A 16,595-nucleotide genomic window follows, 5' to 3' on the forward strand; every position below is an offset into this window, starting at 1 on the left:
AACGATGCTTAATTAATAGATTAAATTTAAGATAACAAATAAATTTGAAATTGCTGTTTCTATATGGAATTTTCCCAAAACAAAACCCACTGCCTTAACCTAATTAAATAGACTATACTAATTAAGAGGATAATATGTTCAATATATGAGCATATATCCTCTTTTCTTTTGATGCGCCTAACGCATAATGGTGGCGTGAGCAATACACAAACCTCGTTCCTCCATCATTTCCACCAAATAGGACCATCTTACTTTTATTAAGATAATATCAGGTTGATAGTGATTCTGTTTGGATAATTTTTTCTCTTTATACCGATCACACACCTTTTTTAGAGTAATAGTACCAATATGTCCAAGATTTATAGATTGCTTGCAATTGCCCTGAAGTTTTTGTACCAGAACCGATTAAGCCAATGTTTGCAAATAAAAGTTACATAATTGTAAATAACGTGTGCTTTAAATTGCAGGACAATTTTTTCATAATTGGTTTAGGTGGTGTTCCATACAAGAGATTAATTAGGATGTATAAAGAAAACGAGATAAGAAAGGTAAAATATTATGGATTATTTAATTTATGAATTAGCAGATTACGTAGCAAATCTTAGATATGAAGACTTATCAGAAAGAGCAATTGAGGTAGGAAAACAGGTGATTTTAGACTCATATGGGAACATGGTGTTCGGGCGCTACTGTGAAGCAAGTGACCGCATTATGGAGTATGCAAAATTAGCAGATACCGTAGTGAAGAACGAGGATTTAGTACCTTTGATAGGCAAAGAAGAGATCTTAACCGGTTCTGACACTGCTGTTTTTGTACACACTATGATGGCACGCTGTGCTGATTTGGATGATGGTTATCGGCATGCTATGGGGCATCCTGGTTCAGGATTGGTACCACTGTTACTCAGCATGGCTCATCTATACAAAAATGAAGGTAAAGAGATGATCACAGCTATTGTAGCAGCTTATGATGTATATGCTCGTTTAGGCGAGGCAATAAATCCTTTTATGTACCGCGAAAGAGGTTTTGATGCTACTGGCGTTTGTGGTGCAGTTGCAGCAGCAGCGTTAATTTCTAAGATTACTGGTGCGGATGCTACAAAAACAAAGAATGCTATGGGAATTGCTTCTTTGTTTACAGGAGGATTAATTGAATATCAAAATGACGGAACTTCTGGAAAGATTATGTGCAGTGGTTGGGGTGCATTAACTGGTATGAGAGCAGTAAGACTTGCTTCGTGTGGCTTTACCGGGCCCGATGCAGCTCTTGAAGGAAAATATGGATTTTTTCAAGCGTTTAAAGGCACTAGTGGTCATTGTGATATGAGTCACGTATTGAGCAACCTGGGCAAAGATTTTAAAGTTACTAGCATATATTTTAAACGCCATGCTTGTCAGCGAGGGCTTCATGCAACGTTAGATGCGATGTTAGACTTAAGGGAAAGTTATACTCTTACACCAGCATTGATTAAATCTGTCGAAGTGAAAACATCTTCGTTTGTACATCGACTATCAAATCCTAAGCCTAAAACTGCAATTGGTGCGCAAGCAAGCACTCAGTTTACTTCAGCAGTGGCATTAAAATATGGTCGTATGGATTCAGAAGAGTTAATATTTAAGAGCTTCAATGATCCTGAAATTCAAGAATTGGTTCAAAAAATTACAGTTACGAAAGATGAAAAAATTGAAGAATACTTAGCAAAGAACCCTACGCATTTTTGTGCAGCTAAAGTTATCTTAGTAACTTTTGAGGGACAAGTTTATGAAAGGTGGGCTTCAGTTCCTTTAGGAGATAAGGAAACACCATTTGGATGGGATATACTGAAATTAAAATTTGATAATTTGATTGCAGGAACCCCTTTTGAAAAAACAAAAGATGAGAGATTTGATCTTCTGAAGAATCTGGAGAGTATTGATAATATCTCAATGTTGTTTCGATTATAAAAAAAACGTCGTAGCGAATGATCTTTAATCATTCGCTACGACGTTTTTTATTTTTCAATAAGTATGGAATATGGATTACAGTATCGTTTAATAAGTACTTTCAAATCTTGAACATACTGTGGGAATTTTTTGTTTTTATGATAAATCAATCCAAGAGGATTAACTGATTTAAAGTCCGCAATTGGGAATACATTCAGATAAGAGTGAGTGTAATTAAACTTATTCAGTTGGTTGATTCCAGACAAGAACATGGTTAAAACAAAACTAGCAGCATAGTCTTCTGCACATAATAGATGATGTGTATCAGGCTGAGTCAACTCATTAATGCAATTCAAAGATATTCCCTTTTCAGATAGATGCTTATCTAGAAGTATACGAGAATTGAAACTTTTCTTATTAAGAACGAAAGGGACTTGCTGAAATAACTGTAAGTCTGCACCTTTGGCAAAAGTCTCTTTACACTCTGGGTAGCTATTTGGAAAATACTGTTTCAGTAAGTTGTCAGAAATTACAATGTACATATGCTCATTTAAGACTATCTCGTATTTTAGGTCATGTGTAACTAAATTAGTTATGCCGGAGAGGCATAAATCAAGGGAATTATTGAGTACCATTTCCTGCATCTGTGGTGAGGTTGTACGATGAATATCTAACTTAACTCTAGGGTAAAGGCTGTGAAATTCTTTTAATAGTTTAGGAACTAAGATTGGATAACGACTTTCAGTAATACCAATACGAATAATACCTGATTTAGCCTCTTTTATGTCCACTAGTTGATTTTCTAAATTTTGTTCCGAAAGTTCTATTTGACGTAGAGTGTCTAACATGATTTTACCTGCAGGAGTTAATACAAATTTTGGCTTCCTTTCAAAAAAAGTAACGCCATATTTTTCTTCTAACCCTTTAAGATATTTACTCAAGTTTTGATGAGTGATAAAAAGCCGCTTTGCTGCTCTAGATATATTCAATTCTTCAGCAAGAACAAGAAAATACTTGTAATTGTTTAACATAAAGTCCTCCGGAATTTTTATTATGCCAATTTAACATAGAGAGTAGCTACTGTAAAGTCCTATCTAAACTGAAAAGAACCAAATAGATTTGTTAAATTTGAGTGTAGATCTGCAACTTATTATTACATATATGAAATTATTATGTGCTTTCTCGTTGAGTTCATGCTTGTTAAACTATGGGTATGTTAAGGCTTGTTTTGCTCAAACTAACAGTTTTCAATGTACTGAGGAATATGACAAAGTACAGAATGGAAGAGTAGAAACAGCCAACACTTTAAAACAAGTAGGAGGATGGTGAACATGAGTAAAGTTGCAGTTATTTTAGCAGAAGGATTTGAAGAAGGTGAGACATTAACTATAGTGGATATCTTAAGAAGAGCCAATATTGAGTGCCACATGATAGGTACAGGAGGTGATATGGTTCGTGGTGGTCATGACATCGTAGTAAAAGCGGATGCAATCATTAGTGATGATGTAAAAGAGTACGATATGATTGTACTTCCTGGCGGTTTACCAGGGGCGAAAAATCTACGAGATGATGATAGAGTGATTAAGCTGTTACAGGAGATGGATCATGCTGGTAAATTTGTATGTGCCATGTGTGCTGCACCAATTGTCTTAGAAAAAGCAGGTATATTAGAAGGCAAAAATTTTACAGCGTATGTAGGATATGATCAAAAGATAGAAACAACAGGGACTTTTAAAGAGGATATTGTTGTGGTAGATGGTAATTTAGTTACTAGTCGCGGGCCTGCAACCGCTTACGCATTTGCGTATAAGTTGGTAGATGTACTTGGCGGAGATAGTTTAGCAGTGAAAAATCGCATGGTTTATTTTAATGCATTTGATGCTGAAAAGGAGGAGAATCATGGTTAAGATAGCGGTGTTGATGGCAGAAGGTTATGAAGAAGGCGAGACATTAACTATAGTAGATATCTTAAGAAGAGCAGAGCTTACATGTGATACATTTTATTTTGGCGAAAAGCTCGTAAAAGGAATGCACGGTATGTATGTTGAGGGGGATAAAGCTTTTGGCGAAGAAGTAAAAGAATATGACATGATCGTTTTGCCAGGTGGACGTCCTGGGGGGCAGAACTTGAGAGAAAATCCAGAAGTCATAAGAATGGTGCAATATTTTAATGATCAAAATAAATATATAGGTGCTATGTGTTCTGGTACTACAGTTCTATCTGATGCCAAAGTAATTGAAGGAAAAAGAGTAACAGGGTATACGGGTTATGCAGAAAAGCTGATTGGGGGCATTTTTAAAGAAGAAGTTGTTGTAGCTGATCAGAATCTTGTTACAAGTCAGGGACCAGCAACACCTTATCCATTTGCATATAAGATTGCAGAAATATTTGGTAAAGATACAACAGTCCTTCGTGAAAGAATGTTATACAATTTTGCCGGGGGCAAATAAGGAAAATAGATAAAAGAGGATGAGCATTAATTATCTTAAAAATGGCTTTATTATAGTTAAAGTTGAAAATTGCATTTTTAAACCTAGGTATATTCAGGATTTAGAATGCTTCTGTACGTAATCGTAAGGAGTCTGCTGTTTCCCAAGTGCCTATTACAGACTAAATCGAGCATCAGTTTCTTTTTGCTCAAATCTGCTTCCACTTCACGGTCCTTTGTTAACTGGAAATATGAGGTTGAGTAGAGAAATTATGCGAAAACCAAGCGCCTTCTACTCGTGAAATATCCAAGGTACTTTAGAAACGTTTCGTAAATTAGGGTCGGAACGCCCCGAATTTACGCCTATGGAACTTCATAAGACTTACTTTTGTAAGCAATAGTTGTAGAAGCAGGAAGCCCTCACTTCAAGCTTGCTAAGTAGTGGGAGTTCACTCAAAAAACAAGGGGGATTTGTATTGAAAAAAGTAATGGCTTTACTCATTAGTTTTTCCATGCTTTTATTAGCTGCTTGTAGCGGGGGAAGTAATCAAGAAATATCATCTGGTGGTTCAGAGTCTAGTAACAATGACAGTAGTTCTGTAGATGAAAAAGTCATTGAGTTTTGGCACTTTGCAACTGGAGAAAGAGAAGCTCTTCTTGAAGAAGCTACACAAAAGTTTGAAGAAGAAAATCCCGGGGTTAAAGTGAACGTTCTCCGAATGCCAAATGATGCTTACAAACAAAAACTATCGGTAGCCATGGCAGGGGGGAACCCTCCGGATGTATTTCAAAGCTGGGGCGGCGGTTGGTTAAGACACTTTGTAGATCAAGGCAATGTTCTAGATATTACGGATAAAGTTGATAAAGATCATTATTTAGAATTGGCATTAAATAACGGAACATTTGATGAAAAAGTTTATGGGGTCCCATTAGGGCTGGCATTAGATGTTGTGTTTTATAATAATGAAATCTTTGAAGAGCATGGACTCGAGGAGCCAAAAACATATGAGGAATTTACTGAAGTCATTAAGACATTAAAAGAGAATAATGTCATTCCAATTGCTTTAACAAACCAATCGAAATGGCCGGGTTCCTATTATTTAATGAATTTCGCTAGTCGTATTGCAGGTCCTGATTTATTTGACAGCGCTTTTCATAGAAAAGGCAGAGGTTTTGACGATCCTGCATATGTGGAAGCTGGGAGGTATATACAGGATTTGGTGAAAATGGAAGCGTTTAACCCAGGGTTTAATGGCATTCCGTATGATGAAGGACGCGGCCGTCAATTATTGTATTCGGGACAAGCCGCAATGATAAATATACAGAGTTCTTTCTTAAATAATGTAAGGTTAGAAGCACCTGAATTTGAGGAAAAACTTGATTTCTTCTTATTCCCTTCAGTACCAGAGGGTAAAGGAGATCAAACTCAAGTTGGCGGTTCTACTGGTCCAGTATGGTCGGTCTATTCAAAATCAGAACACCCAGACTTAGCTGCCGAGTTTATTAAGGCCCTAACAAGTAAGGAGCTAGCACAAAAATACACAGAGACAGGTGCTCTAACGGGGATTAAAGGCGTTGTACCCAATGATGAATTTGTAAAGAAATTCTATGATGTTGCGCAACATGCGTCACATATTCAAATGCCATACGATCAAACACTTCCTCCAGAGCTTGCTGAATTACACAAAGATACAACACAAGCACTCTTTGGCTTATCGATGACACCGGAAGAAGCCGCAGAGAAAATGGAAGAAAGGGCGAAAGAATTTCTAGATTAAAAAGTAAAGGGGGGAGAAGTACCCCCTTCTTAAAATCATCTATGGAGGAGCGAATCAATGAATACGCAGGATGTCGAAATGAATAGAAGCAAAGCAGTAACAAAGGTTGCGCAGCAAGCAAACTATAAAAATTTTAAGAAAGCAATGACGATTGTTCTTTTTATAGCCCCGGCCCTTTTGGTTTATGTCGTCTATGTACTGTATCCGATTCTAGCAACATCAATTTATAGCTTTTATAGTTGGGATGGAACGAGTAATAAAACATTTATTGGGCTTCAAAATTATATTCAACTGTTTAACGATGCTATCTTTTGGACATCATTAACCAATAATTTTTGGGTTGTTTTTACATCTGTTTTTGTACAAATCCCTCTTGGTTTAATTATGGCTTTGATGCTTTTTGCACCGATTAAGGGACTTCGTTTTTTTAACAGTGTTTATTTTCTTCCTTTTTTAATGTCAACAGTAGCTGTTGGGTTGTTATGGGTATTTTTGTTCGATCCGATTGATGGGATCATCAATCAGTTGATTACCTTTTTTGGATTTCAAAATGTCGAATGGTTAAGTAATGAAAATACGGCAATGTTTGCGATTTTATTAGTTGTTGTATGGCAGTTTGCCCCGTTTTACATGATTTTATTTAAGGCAGCAATCGTTGGCATTTCAGATGATTTATATGAAGCAGCTCAAATTGATGGAGCAAATGCTTTGCACAAATTCTTTCATATTACACTGCCATTACTTGTCCCGACTATTGTTACCTCATCGATTTTAGCGATTGTCGGTTCATTAAAAGCATTTGATATTTTCTATATTATGACCGGCGGCGGGCCAAACCACGCAACAGAGCTGATGGGAACGTACATGTTTAAACAAGCATTTATTAATTTCAATATGGGGTATGCAAGTGCGATTGCCTTTGTGATGTTCCTTATTGCATTAATTGTCACGGTGATTATTCAAGTAATCGATTATAGTCGGAAAAAGAAAGGAGCCTATTCATGATTCGAACGTTAAAGAAGATTCCGTTATATGGGCTTGCTCTATTGCTTCTTGTTTTTACAGGTTATCCATTTGTTTATATGATCTCGACTTCTTTAAAAGATCAAAGTACGTTCTATGAAAAGCCATTTGCCATTTTTGCGTCTCTTGAACTTGGAAACTATGCTGCTGTTTTTGAAATGGGACTGACAAGATATTTCCTGAACAGCATACTTGTTTCAATCGTCGCGGTTTTTACTGTGATGTTCATTGCGGCTTTAGCGAGCTATCCGCTAAGCAGAATGAACTTCCGATTTAATCGTCCGCTGTTTCTACTGTTTATTTCAGGAATGATGCTGCCAATTCACGCAACGTTAATTCCGGTATTTAAGCTGTCACAAAACATGGGATTGTACGACAATTTATGGGCATTGTTAGGACCGTATATCGCATTCAGCTTACCTATTTCAATTTTTATTTTGACTCAGTTTATGCAGGAAATACCGAAATCATTAGAAGAAGCAGCAAAGATTGATGGTTGTTCTCACTTTGGCATATTTTGGAGGGTAATGCTGCCAATGCTTACCCCTGCTTTAATGGCAGTGTTTATTTACAACTTTATTAATCTGTGGAATGAGTTTATCTTTGCATTAGTGTTAGTTTCTAGTCCGGAGAATATGACATTGCCGCTCGGCTTGCAGAACTTTTATGGTGAATTTTCAGTTAATGTTCCTGGATTAATGGCGGCTCTAACATTAGCGAGTCTACCGTTGCTTGTTGTGTACTTGTTCACACAAGAAAAGGTTGTTAAAGGCTTAACAGGAGGGGCTGTAAAAGGATAATGATCGTTTAGAACGAAGGCGCGGAAGGCTGAGAGAAAATGGAGAGAGTGAAGGTTGGAGTGATCGGCTGCGGCAATATTAGCGATATTTATTTAACGAATTGTCAAACATTTCGAAATCTTGAGTGACAGCTGTTGCCGATCTGGTTCTGGTGCAAGAAATGTATGTTTCCGATCCTAAATGATCTTGTAAGAGGAGTGAATTAAGTATGAAAAGTAATAAAATCAATTTGGGAATTGATGGACCTATAGCGACAATAACAATAAATCGCCCTGAAAAAAAGAATGCTTTAACAGATGAAATGTTTTTAGAAATTATTGAAAGTATTGAAAGAGTTAAGGAATATAAAGATTGCAAAATTGTTGTGATAAGGGGAGTTGAGGGAGTCTTTTGTGCAGGAAGAGATATATCTAGTTTTCAAAGGATCCAAAAACTTTCAACTTCATATGAAATAAGAGATGAATATGACCTACCGGCGAAGTTAAATTTTGCACTTCGTAATTGTCATCTACCAACAGTAGCAGTAGTGCAAGGTTATGCGATGGGAGTTGGAGCTGGTCTTGTTTCATGGTGTGATGTTGCGTTAGTAGATAAATCCGCAAAATTTAGTTACTCGGAGATAAAACTTGGACTCGCACCATCTATGGTTTGTGTTGAGCTGTTAAGAAATGTACCTAAAAAGAAGGCTGTTGATTTATTACTTACAGGAAAAGTAATTGATGCAATAGAGGCGTTAAGCATTGGATTAATTACAAGCTATTATTCTAGTGAAATATTTGAACAAAAGGTAAGAGAATACATTGAGGATTTAGTTTCTAAAAGTAAAACAGCACTAATAATGGAAAAAAGTTACCTGAGAAGTATAGAAGATATGGATTATCAAAATGCTGTGAATTATGGAATTGAAATATCTTCAATTTGTACAGCAAGTGAGGAAGCTAAGGAAAAAATTGATGCATTTTTGTCACGATAATTTAAACAAATTACAGGGTAGCAGCTTACTAAAAAATAGATATAAGACTTAGAATATTTTACACAAGGAGATAGAGTAGAATGAATGGAATTCTTGATGGAATTACTGTCATTGATTTAAGCAAAGTTATTGCCGGCCCACTGTGTGGTCAAATGCTTGGTGACATGGGAGCTGAAGTAATAAAAATCGAGCGCCCAGGTAAAGGCGATGAAAATAGAAATTGGGCTGCTTATATAAATGGAGAAAGCTGTAATTATATGAGCGTAAACAGAAATAAAAAGGATATTACTTTGGACTTACAAAACGAAAAAGGAATTGAGATATTATATGAATTAGTAAAAAAAGCAGATGTATTAATTGAAAGTTTTAGACCAGGAGTTACAGAGAAATTAAAGATCGATTATGAAACACTTCATTCAATAAATCCAGATCTTATTTATTGTACAATTTCTGGTTATGGTACTAAAGGTGATTTAAGTTCTAGACCAGGATATGATTTAATGGTTCAAGCCTATAGTGGGATGATGTCAATGACAGGCGAGGAAGGACAAGACCCTATTAGAGTAGGATCTTCTTATATAGATATTGGGACTGGTTTATTAGCCTATAATGGAGTTTTAACTGCCTTGTTAGGATTAAATAGGAGGAAAAGTACAGGTCAACATATAAATGTTTCTCTTTTAGAAACTGCTATCACATTTTTGGGTTATCATGCAGTTAATCATTTAAATGCAGGGATTAATCCTCCGAGATTCGGATCAGGCCTTTGGCATCTTGTACCTTATCAAGCTTTTCATACTCAAAATGGATTTATAATTACTGGCGCTACAAATGATAAAGCATGGAAGAATTTTTGTTTAGCAATAGACCAACCTTATCTTTATGAAGATGAAAGATTTAAAACTAACAAATTGAGAATTGAAAACAGAGATGTACTAATCCCTTTGCTGCAAAAGGTGTTTGAAACAAATACCAGAGAACATTGGACGGGAAAATTGGACCAATTTAAACTTCCTGTTTCCCCGGTGCATGAATTAGAAGAAGTGATGAAAGATCCACAAGTTTTAGCAAACGAAATGGTTATTGAAGTTGACCATAAAAAAATAGGGAATTTAAAGCTGTTGGGTTTTCCTGTTAATTTCTCTGAGACACCTTACTCGGTAAGAATGGCCCCTCCACTGTTATCTGAACATACTGAAGAAATATTAATTAACAAATTGGGTTACACAGACGATATAATTGAAAATTTACAAAACGAGGGAGTAATTTAGATAATTGAGTCAATTTCATAAATGATAAGGGACTACCTGGGTATTTATACAGGAATAATCGAATCTAATTATGCATTAGACAGAAGTAGCTGAAGGGAGTATAAATTGATGATTAGGAAAATTGCCGTTATTGGTAGTGGCGTGATGGGAAGAGGTATTGCCTATGCAGCCGCTATCTCTGGATATCATGTGGCCTTGCAGGATATCTCGTCCGAGTCTCTGAAAAAGGCAAAAGTTTATATATATGAAGAATTGGGAAAAAGTGTGGAAAAAGGATACCTACAGTACGCACAAAAGGAACAAGCAATAGCACATTTAACGTTTACTTCAAGTCTGGCAGAAGCTAGCTCCTCTGCAGACCTGGTGATTGAAGCGGTTCTTGAGTTAATGGAGTTGAAAATTGAAGTATTCAAACAATTGGATGAACATTCACCACGTCATGCTATCTTAGCTACCAATACATCAACGATGAGTCCGACAGAAATTGGGGCACAAACTTCTAGGCCAGGCCAATGTTTAGCTATGCATTTCTTCAATCCTGTTCATAAGATGAAACTGATCGAGTTGGTTCGGGGATTAGAGACAACAGATGAAACAGTTGCTAGTGTTAAAGAAGTAGCTAAGAGCATGAATAAAGAAACCGTAGAAGTAAACGAATTTCCTGGCTTTGTCACGAGCAGGATGAACTGCTTAATCGGTAACGAAGCCATGAATATGCTTATGGAAGGAGTAGCCTCTGCGGAAGATATCGACAAAGCTCTGAAGTTAGGCCTTAATCATCCCTTGGGTCCTTTAGCATTAGCTGACTTAGTAGGGTTAGACACACGGTTGCGAAACATGGAGTACCTTCAGAGAACGTTAGGTGAAAAATATCGTCCTTGCCCTCTGTTAGTAAAGTATGTGAAGGCAGGAAGACTAGGGAGAAAGACGGGAGCTGGCTTCTATGTTTACAACAAATAATTCAAAAAATCGGTTTCAATATCTTCTTTTTGAAGTAAACGAAGGGATTGGATTTATTAAAATTAATCGTCCTGAACAGAGAAACGCTCTTAATTGGGAAACACTGTTAGAATTGGAAGAAGCGATTAACCTATGCGAACAACTCAGTGAAGTAAAGGTCATAGTCATTACAGGGGAAGGAAAAAAGTCTTTTGCAGCCGGAGCGGATATCAAGCAACTTCAGGAAAGAAGCATACTAGAAGCCCTTCTACCAGGAATGCAAGCCACATACAAGAGAATTGAAAACTGTTCTAAAGGAACCATAGCAGTAATTAATGGATATGCCTTGGGAGGTGGTTGTGAGCTGGCTTTAGCTTGTGATATTAGAATAGCTGCAGACCATAGTCTTATGGGACTCCCTGAATTGAACCTCTCCATCATTCCAGCTGCAGGAGGAACCCAGCGTTTGGGACGTATCATTGGCAAGGGAAGAGCAATGGACATGATTCTGACCGGCAAGCTCGTTGGGGGAAAGGAAGCAGAAGTTATTGGGTTAGTTTCACGTTCTGTCCCTTATGAACAATTATGGGACGCAGTAAAGGAAACGACATCCCAAATTATGAAAAAGGGTCCTGTTGCTGTTCAATTAGCTAAAATGGTTGTTCATCGCGGCTTTGATGTGGATCTTGATACCGCCATGATGCTTGAAAAAATGGCACAAAGTATTGCGTTTGGAACCGATGATAAAAACGAGGGAATACAGGCATTCCTTGAGAAAAGGACACCAAATTTTCTGAATAGATAAAAGGAGGAGTTAACATGAGAAACGTAGTGATTATCGATTCCGTTCGTACTGCGGTTGGTCGAATGGGAGGGAGTTTAAAGGATGTTTTGGTCGATTTTTTAGCGGCTAAAGTCATTGAGGAAGTAATCGCCCGAACAGAGATAGAACCTCATGCGATTGACGAAGTGATTATGGGTCAGGCCAAACAGAGTACAGATTCTGCCAACCTAGCACGGTTATCTCTACTTCGTGCGGGTCTTCCTGTTGAGGTACCTGGTTATACGGTGCATCGGCAATGTGGGGCTGGACTGCAGGCCATTAATAATGCTACGCAGCAGATTCAGTGCGGAATCTCGGACGTAATTATTGCAGGTGGAGCAGAAAGTATGAGTACGGCCCCTTACTATATTCGCCATGCACGCTATGGGTTAGGGGCGGGGAATGGGGAAATTCTTGATCCAAATACAGAAAGTCAGCCCCGTTCACAGCCTATCGAAGACTTTGGAAATTTAACTATGGGCTTAACGGCAGAGAATCTTGCAGACAAGTACCATATATCAAGAGAAGAACAAGATGAATTCGCATTTCGGAGCCAGAAACTTGCTCAAGATGCGATCTTAAAAGGACGTTTCAAGAAGGAGATTGTTCCTTTTTACGTCAGGAATAAGAAGGAAGACATTACTTTTGATATCGACGAGCATCCACGTCTAACAAGTCTAGACAAATTGAGTAAACTAAATCCTGTATTTAAAGATGGTGGATCGGTTACCGCTGGTAATAGCAGTGGACGAAATGATGGTGCAGGTGCGGTTTTGATGATGTCCGAAGATAGCGCACTAAAGTATGGATTGAAGCCTAAGGTTCGAATTATTGCCCAAGCAGTGGCGGGTGTAGGGCCTGAAATTATGGGGATAGGACCTGTATCAGCTACGAGAAAAGCATTAAAAATGGCAGGACTATCATTGGAGGATATTGGATTGATTGAACTAAATGAAGCATTTGCTGCACAGGCGTTAGCTGTTATCCAGGAATTAAACTTGAACATCGAACGTGTTAATGTGAATGGAGGGGCAATCGCGTTAGGGCATCCGATAGGAGGGTCAGGAGCGATCCTTATGACCAAGCTAATCCATGAGATGGAACGTCGGAGTGAAAAATATGGGATGGTTACCCTCTGCATAGGAGGAGGTCAAGGGATTACGACCATTGTTGAAAGTATGCGGAGCTAACGATTGGGGGGAAACAGAGTGGAAAAAGCAGTGATTGTTGAAGTTGAGGAAAACGTACTTTCTGTTACGTTAAATCGGCCGGATGTGTTGAATGCTATGAATACAGAGATGCGTGAAGGCTTGCTTGAAGCTTTGAATAAGGCCAAGAAGAATAGAGAAGTAAGAGTAGTATTAATTTCCGGTGCTGGTCGAGCCTTTTGTTCTGGTAGTGATATTTCACAGATGGAGGAGCGAACTCCTGTTTCTCGATTTTCGATGTTGGGACAGGTTAACGACATCATTCTCTCGATGACAGAATTAGAAAAACCGATTGTTGCAGCCGTCCATGGTTTTGCGGCAGGGCTAGGAGCTAGCTTCGCTTTTGCTGCTGATCAGATCGTTGCAGCGGAGGATGCTAAGTTTGTCTTAAGCTTTTCTAAGGTTGGATTGGTATCAGACGGTGGTGCGATGTATTTTCTGACTCAACAAGTTGGTGCTTATCGGGCAAAGGAATTATTTTTCAAAGCCAGTCCATTAAGTGCCTATCAAGCAAAGGAGTGGGGGTTGGTCAACCAGGTTTGTCCTGCTGATCAAATACACCAGCATGCCATGAGCTACACTCAAAAACTAGCTAAAGGACCCTCTTTTGCATTTGGGCAAATTAAAAGATTAGCTAACCGTGCACTTACATCAGATTTATTATCCAATTTGGAGTTGGAGCGCAATTTACAATCGGTTGTAGGGACAACATTGGATCATAAAGAAGGAGTGGATGCTTTCCAGGGAAAGCGTCCACCAGTGTTTAAGGGAGAATAATGTAGTAGTCAAATTAGTTTGTATTGAGCTTGTTTGAAAATAAAAACCTTAAAAAATGCGCTTAAAAATCGAATGCTCCTGCCGAGCAAGGGCTAAATAACGTTAATGGTTGGGGATTATCTACTGTTTCTGATAATTTAATGGTGGATAGTTGAACAGCATATAATCCGACGTACACCATTTGAAAGTATTGCAATAAGTATCAACTATTTAAAAACAAAAATGCCACAACTATTTAAATAAAGTGGTTAGAACGTGTTTAAAAATTGAGGTAGTAGAAATGAAAAAAAGGAACCTATAGCCAATTAGTTGATGTTCTAATACCTTTTTTGAAAAAAGAAAGGATGTCTGCAATGATAAAATATATAACAAATAATAAAGGTCCGACATTAGGTTATTCAACAAAGTCTGGTATTCAAATATTAGAAGCAAACGGTATGTTTTTTAAGGATTTAAATAAAAGTGGGAAACTTGAGCCATATAAAGATTGGCGTTTATCAGCCGAAGTACGCGCAAAAGACCTTGCATCAAAAATGACAGTTAAACAAATTGCAGGTTTAATGCTATATAGTCGCCACCAATCAATTCCTGCAGCAACAAGAGGATATTTTACTAGTACATATAATGGAAAAACATTTGCAGAGAGTGGTAAAAATGCCTGGGAGCTCTCAGACCAACAAAAGGAATTTTTAACACAGTATCATCTTCGTCACGTTCTTGTCACAACAGTTGAAAGCCCTGAAGTTGCAGCTATGTGGAATAATGAGGTACAAGCTTTAGTTGAAGGAGTTGGAATGGGGATTCCTGCTAATAATAGTTCCGATCCTCGCCACGGAAGTGACTCTAGTAAAGAATTTAATGAAGGTGCTGGAGGGAAAATTTCGATGTGGCCGGAAAGCTTAGGACTTGCAGCAACCTTTAACCCTAAAGTTGTTCAAAAGTTTGGAGAAATTGCTAGCAAAGAATATCGTGCTCTTGGAATAACGACGGCGTTATCACCGCAAATTGACGTTGCAACTGATCCAAGATGGTACAGGTTTAATGGAACGTTTGGGGAAGATTCACAATTATCTACTGATTTAGGTAGAGCATACATTGATGGGTTTCAAACATCTGAAGGAGAGAAGGAAATTTCGGAAGGCTGGGGTTATGACAGTGTTAATGCAATGGTCAAACATTGGCCAGGAGGTGGGTCTGGCGAAGCTGGTCGTGATGCGCACTGGGGGTTTGGTAAGTACGCTGTGTACCCTGGGAATAATTTTGAAGAGCACTTAATTCCTTTTATTAATGGAGCTTTTAAGTTAAAAGGAAAAACGAAATCGGCTTCAGCTGTTATGCCTTATTACACAATTTCATTTGAACAAGATCAGGTAAAAGGTGAGAATGTAGGTAATTCCTATAGTTCTTTTCTAATTAATGACCTATTACGTACGAAATATGAGTATGATGGGGTTATATGTACGGATTGGCTCATCACTGCAGATGAACCAGAGACAGTTGATTTATTTGCGGGAAAACCTTGGGGAGTTGAACATTTATCAGTGGCTGAACGGCATTATAAGCTTCTCATGGCTGGTGTCGATCAATTCGGGGGAAATAATGAAGTTGGTCCTGTTTTAGAGGCATATGAAATGGGAGTCAAAGAACATGGGGAAGTATTTATGCGCCAACGCTTTGAACAGTCAGCTGTTAAGTTACTAAAAAACATTTTTCGTACAGGACTTTTTGAAAATCCGTACCTTGATGTGGACGAAAGTAAGAAAACTGTTGGAAATCCTAGGTTTATGGAAGAAGGATATAAAGCCCAACTGCAATCGATTGTCCTGTTAAAAAATAAGGAGCAGGTTCTACCATTACAAAAAGGTAAAACTGTTTATATACCTAAACGTTATTATCCTGAACAAATCGATTGGTTCGGAAATAAAATTCCTAATAAAATCAATTATCCGGTGAATCTGGATGTAGTTAAAAAGTATTTCAAGGTGACTGATAATCCAGAAAAAGCCGATTTTGCTTTAGTATGTATTCATGGACCAGACTCTGGAAGTGGTTATAGTAAAGAGGATCGTGAAAATGGAGGTAATGGATATGTACCGATAAGCCTTCAATATAGTCCTTACACTGCCGTAGATGCCCGTATAGACAGTATTGCTGGTGATCAACGTGAGGTTTCCAATCGTTCGTATAGAGGTAAGTCGGTTGAAACGAAAAATAAAGCGGATTTGGACTTAATACTGAATACAAGAGAGGTAATGAAAGGTAAACCAGTGATTGTATCTATGATGTTATCAAATCCTGCCGTAGTTTCTGAGTTTGAAGGCGAGACAGATGCTCTTCTAGCTAATTTTGGTGTTCAAGACCAAGCACTTTTAGAGATAATTACAGGAGAGATTGAACCCTCTGGCTTATTACCGATGCAAATGCCAGCAGATATGAAAACTGTTGAAGAGCAATATGAAGACGTTCCTCATGATATGAGATGTTATATCGATACCAAAGGAAATGTTTATGACTTTGCCTACGGTTTGAATTGGAAAGGTGTCATCTCTGACGAAAGGACCAAAACCTACAAAAAACGGTGATAGAAGTAGATTAAAAATAAAACATTATTATATAGTTAATGACAGTATTGTTGATTATCCAAATTTATA

Annotated in this window: 14 protein-coding genes; 13 read left to right on the forward strand and 1 reads right to left on the reverse strand. The window is 37.8% G+C overall.

Going from position 1 to position 16,595, the window contains the following annotated elements; genetic code table 11:
- Positions 1–558 precede the first annotated feature (558 nt).
- On the forward strand, positions 559–1,944 hold the full coding sequence (locus SAY88_RS04435) for an MmgE/PrpD family protein (RefSeq protein ID WP_332629666.1): 1,386 nt from the start codon (positions 559–561) through the stop codon (positions 1,942–1,944).
- A gap of 47 nt (positions 1,945–1,991) precedes the next feature.
- Here the strand turns inward: SAY88_RS04435 and SAY88_RS04440 are convergent, their stop codons facing one another.
- Positions 1,992–2,954, reverse strand: a complete 963-nt coding sequence (locus SAY88_RS04440; protein WP_332629668.1) for a LysR family transcriptional regulator — start codon at positions 2,952–2,954, stop codon at positions 1,992–1,994.
- Positions 2,955–3,254: 300 nt separating this feature from the next.
- Here SAY88_RS04440 and SAY88_RS04445 point away from each other — a divergent pair, with 300 nt between their 5' ends.
- The 12 genes from SAY88_RS04445 (at position 3,255) to SAY88_RS04500 (ending at position 16,526) form a co-directional block, all read left to right on the forward strand.
- Positions 3,255–3,830 carry a DJ-1 family glyoxalase III gene (locus tag SAY88_RS04445; protein ID WP_332629671.1) on the forward strand — a complete coding sequence of 192 codons (576 nt, stop codon included), beginning with the start codon at positions 3,255–3,257 and terminating at the stop codon, positions 3,828–3,830.
- Entirely contained in the window at positions 3,823–4,374 is a 552-nt protein-coding gene (locus tag SAY88_RS04450; protein WP_332629674.1) for a DJ-1 family glyoxalase III, read from the forward strand. Before SAY88_RS04445 ends, SAY88_RS04450 begins: the two co-directional genes overlap by 8 nt.
- A 454-nt stretch (positions 4,375–4,828) precedes the next feature.
- Positions 4,829–6,130: an extracellular solute-binding protein gene (locus SAY88_RS04455; protein WP_332629676.1), complete on the forward strand. Its 1,302-nt coding sequence runs from the start codon at positions 4,829–4,831 to the stop codon at positions 6,128–6,130.
- Between the two features lie 57 nt (positions 6,131–6,187).
- A complete protein-coding gene (locus SAY88_RS04460; protein WP_332629678.1) occupies positions 6,188–7,135 on the forward strand; it encodes a carbohydrate ABC transporter permease in 948 nt (315 codons plus the stop codon).
- The gene (locus tag SAY88_RS04465) at positions 7,132–7,953 is read left to right on the forward strand and encodes a carbohydrate ABC transporter permease (protein WP_332629680.1); all 822 of its coding nucleotides are present in this window, start codon (positions 7,132–7,134) and stop codon (positions 7,951–7,953) included. Before SAY88_RS04460 ends, SAY88_RS04465 begins: the two co-directional genes overlap by 4 nt.
- Before the next feature lie 208 nt (positions 7,954–8,161).
- Positions 8,162–8,926, forward strand: coding sequence for an enoyl-CoA hydratase/isomerase family protein (locus SAY88_RS04470; RefSeq protein WP_332629682.1), 765 nt, complete (start codon positions 8,162–8,164; stop codon positions 8,924–8,926).
- An 80-nt stretch (positions 8,927–9,006) separates the two neighbouring features.
- On the forward strand, positions 9,007–10,197 hold the full coding sequence (locus SAY88_RS04475; RefSeq protein WP_332629683.1) for a CaiB/BaiF CoA transferase family protein: 1,191 nt from the start codon (positions 9,007–9,009) through the stop codon (positions 10,195–10,197).
- A gap of 111 nt (positions 10,198–10,308) precedes the next feature.
- Positions 10,309–11,157 carry a 3-hydroxyacyl-CoA dehydrogenase gene (locus SAY88_RS04480; protein ID WP_332629740.1) on the forward strand — a complete coding sequence of 283 codons (849 nt, stop codon included), beginning with the start codon at positions 10,309–10,311 and terminating at the stop codon, positions 11,155–11,157.
- Entirely contained in the window at positions 11,141–11,941 is an 801-nt protein-coding gene (locus tag SAY88_RS04485) for an enoyl-CoA hydratase/isomerase family protein (protein WP_332629684.1), read from the forward strand. The genes SAY88_RS04480 and SAY88_RS04485 overlap by 17 nt, the downstream gene beginning before the upstream one ends.
- A gap of 14 nt (positions 11,942–11,955) precedes the next feature.
- Positions 11,956–13,149 (forward strand): thiolase family protein, encoded by a 1,194-nt coding sequence (locus SAY88_RS04490; RefSeq protein WP_332629686.1) that lies wholly within the window; start codon positions 11,956–11,958, stop codon positions 13,147–13,149.
- Positions 13,150–13,167: 18 nt separating this feature from the next.
- Positions 13,168–13,944, forward strand: coding sequence for an enoyl-CoA hydratase/isomerase family protein (locus SAY88_RS04495; protein ID WP_332629689.1), 777 nt, complete (start codon positions 13,168–13,170; stop codon positions 13,942–13,944).
- A gap of 353 nt (positions 13,945–14,297) precedes the next feature.
- Entirely contained in the window at positions 14,298–16,526 is a 2,229-nt protein-coding gene (locus SAY88_RS04500) for a glycoside hydrolase family 3 protein (RefSeq protein ID WP_332629691.1), read from the forward strand.
- The last annotated feature ends 69 nt before the right edge of the window (positions 16,527–16,595 follow it).

It is taken from the genome of Halalkalibacter flavus (genome assembly GCF_036663575.1).
GTDB lineage: Bacteria > Bacillota > Bacilli > Bacillales > Bacillaceae_D > Halalkalibacter > Halalkalibacter flavus.

What these genes read in the sequence shown, in the direction of transcription:
- SAY88_RS04500 (WP_332629691.1), top strand. Translation starts at nt 14,298, where the DNA reads ATGATAAAATATATAACAAATAATAAAGGTCCGACATTAGGTTATTCA.
- SAY88_RS04450 (WP_332629674.1), top strand. Translation starts at nt 3,823, where the DNA reads ATGGTTAAGATAGCGGTGTTGATGGCAGAAGGTTATGAAGAAGGCGAG.
- SAY88_RS04440 (WP_332629668.1), bottom strand. Translation starts at nt 2,954, where the DNA reads ATGTTAAACAATTACAAGTATTTTCTTGTTCTTGCTGAAGAATTGAAT.
- SAY88_RS04435 (WP_332629666.1), top strand. Translation starts at nt 559, where the DNA reads ATGGATTATTTAATTTATGAATTAGCAGATTACGTAGCAAATCTTAGA.
- SAY88_RS04465 (WP_332629680.1), top strand. Translation starts at nt 7,132, where the DNA reads ATGATTCGAACGTTAAAGAAGATTCCGTTATATGGGCTTGCTCTATTG.
- SAY88_RS04485 (WP_332629684.1), top strand. Translation starts at nt 11,141, where the DNA reads ATGTTTACAACAAATAATTCAAAAAATCGGTTTCAATATCTTCTTTTT.
- SAY88_RS04490 (WP_332629686.1), top strand. Translation starts at nt 11,956, where the DNA reads ATGAGAAACGTAGTGATTATCGATTCCGTTCGTACTGCGGTTGGTCGA.
- SAY88_RS04445 (WP_332629671.1), top strand. Translation starts at nt 3,255, where the DNA reads ATGAGTAAAGTTGCAGTTATTTTAGCAGAAGGATTTGAAGAAGGTGAG.
- SAY88_RS04475 (WP_332629683.1), top strand. Translation starts at nt 9,007, where the DNA reads ATGAATGGAATTCTTGATGGAATTACTGTCATTGATTTAAGCAAAGTT.
- SAY88_RS04470 (WP_332629682.1), top strand. Translation starts at nt 8,162, where the DNA reads ATGAAAAGTAATAAAATCAATTTGGGAATTGATGGACCTATAGCGACA.
- SAY88_RS04460 (WP_332629678.1), top strand. Translation starts at nt 6,188, where the DNA reads ATGAATACGCAGGATGTCGAAATGAATAGAAGCAAAGCAGTAACAAAG.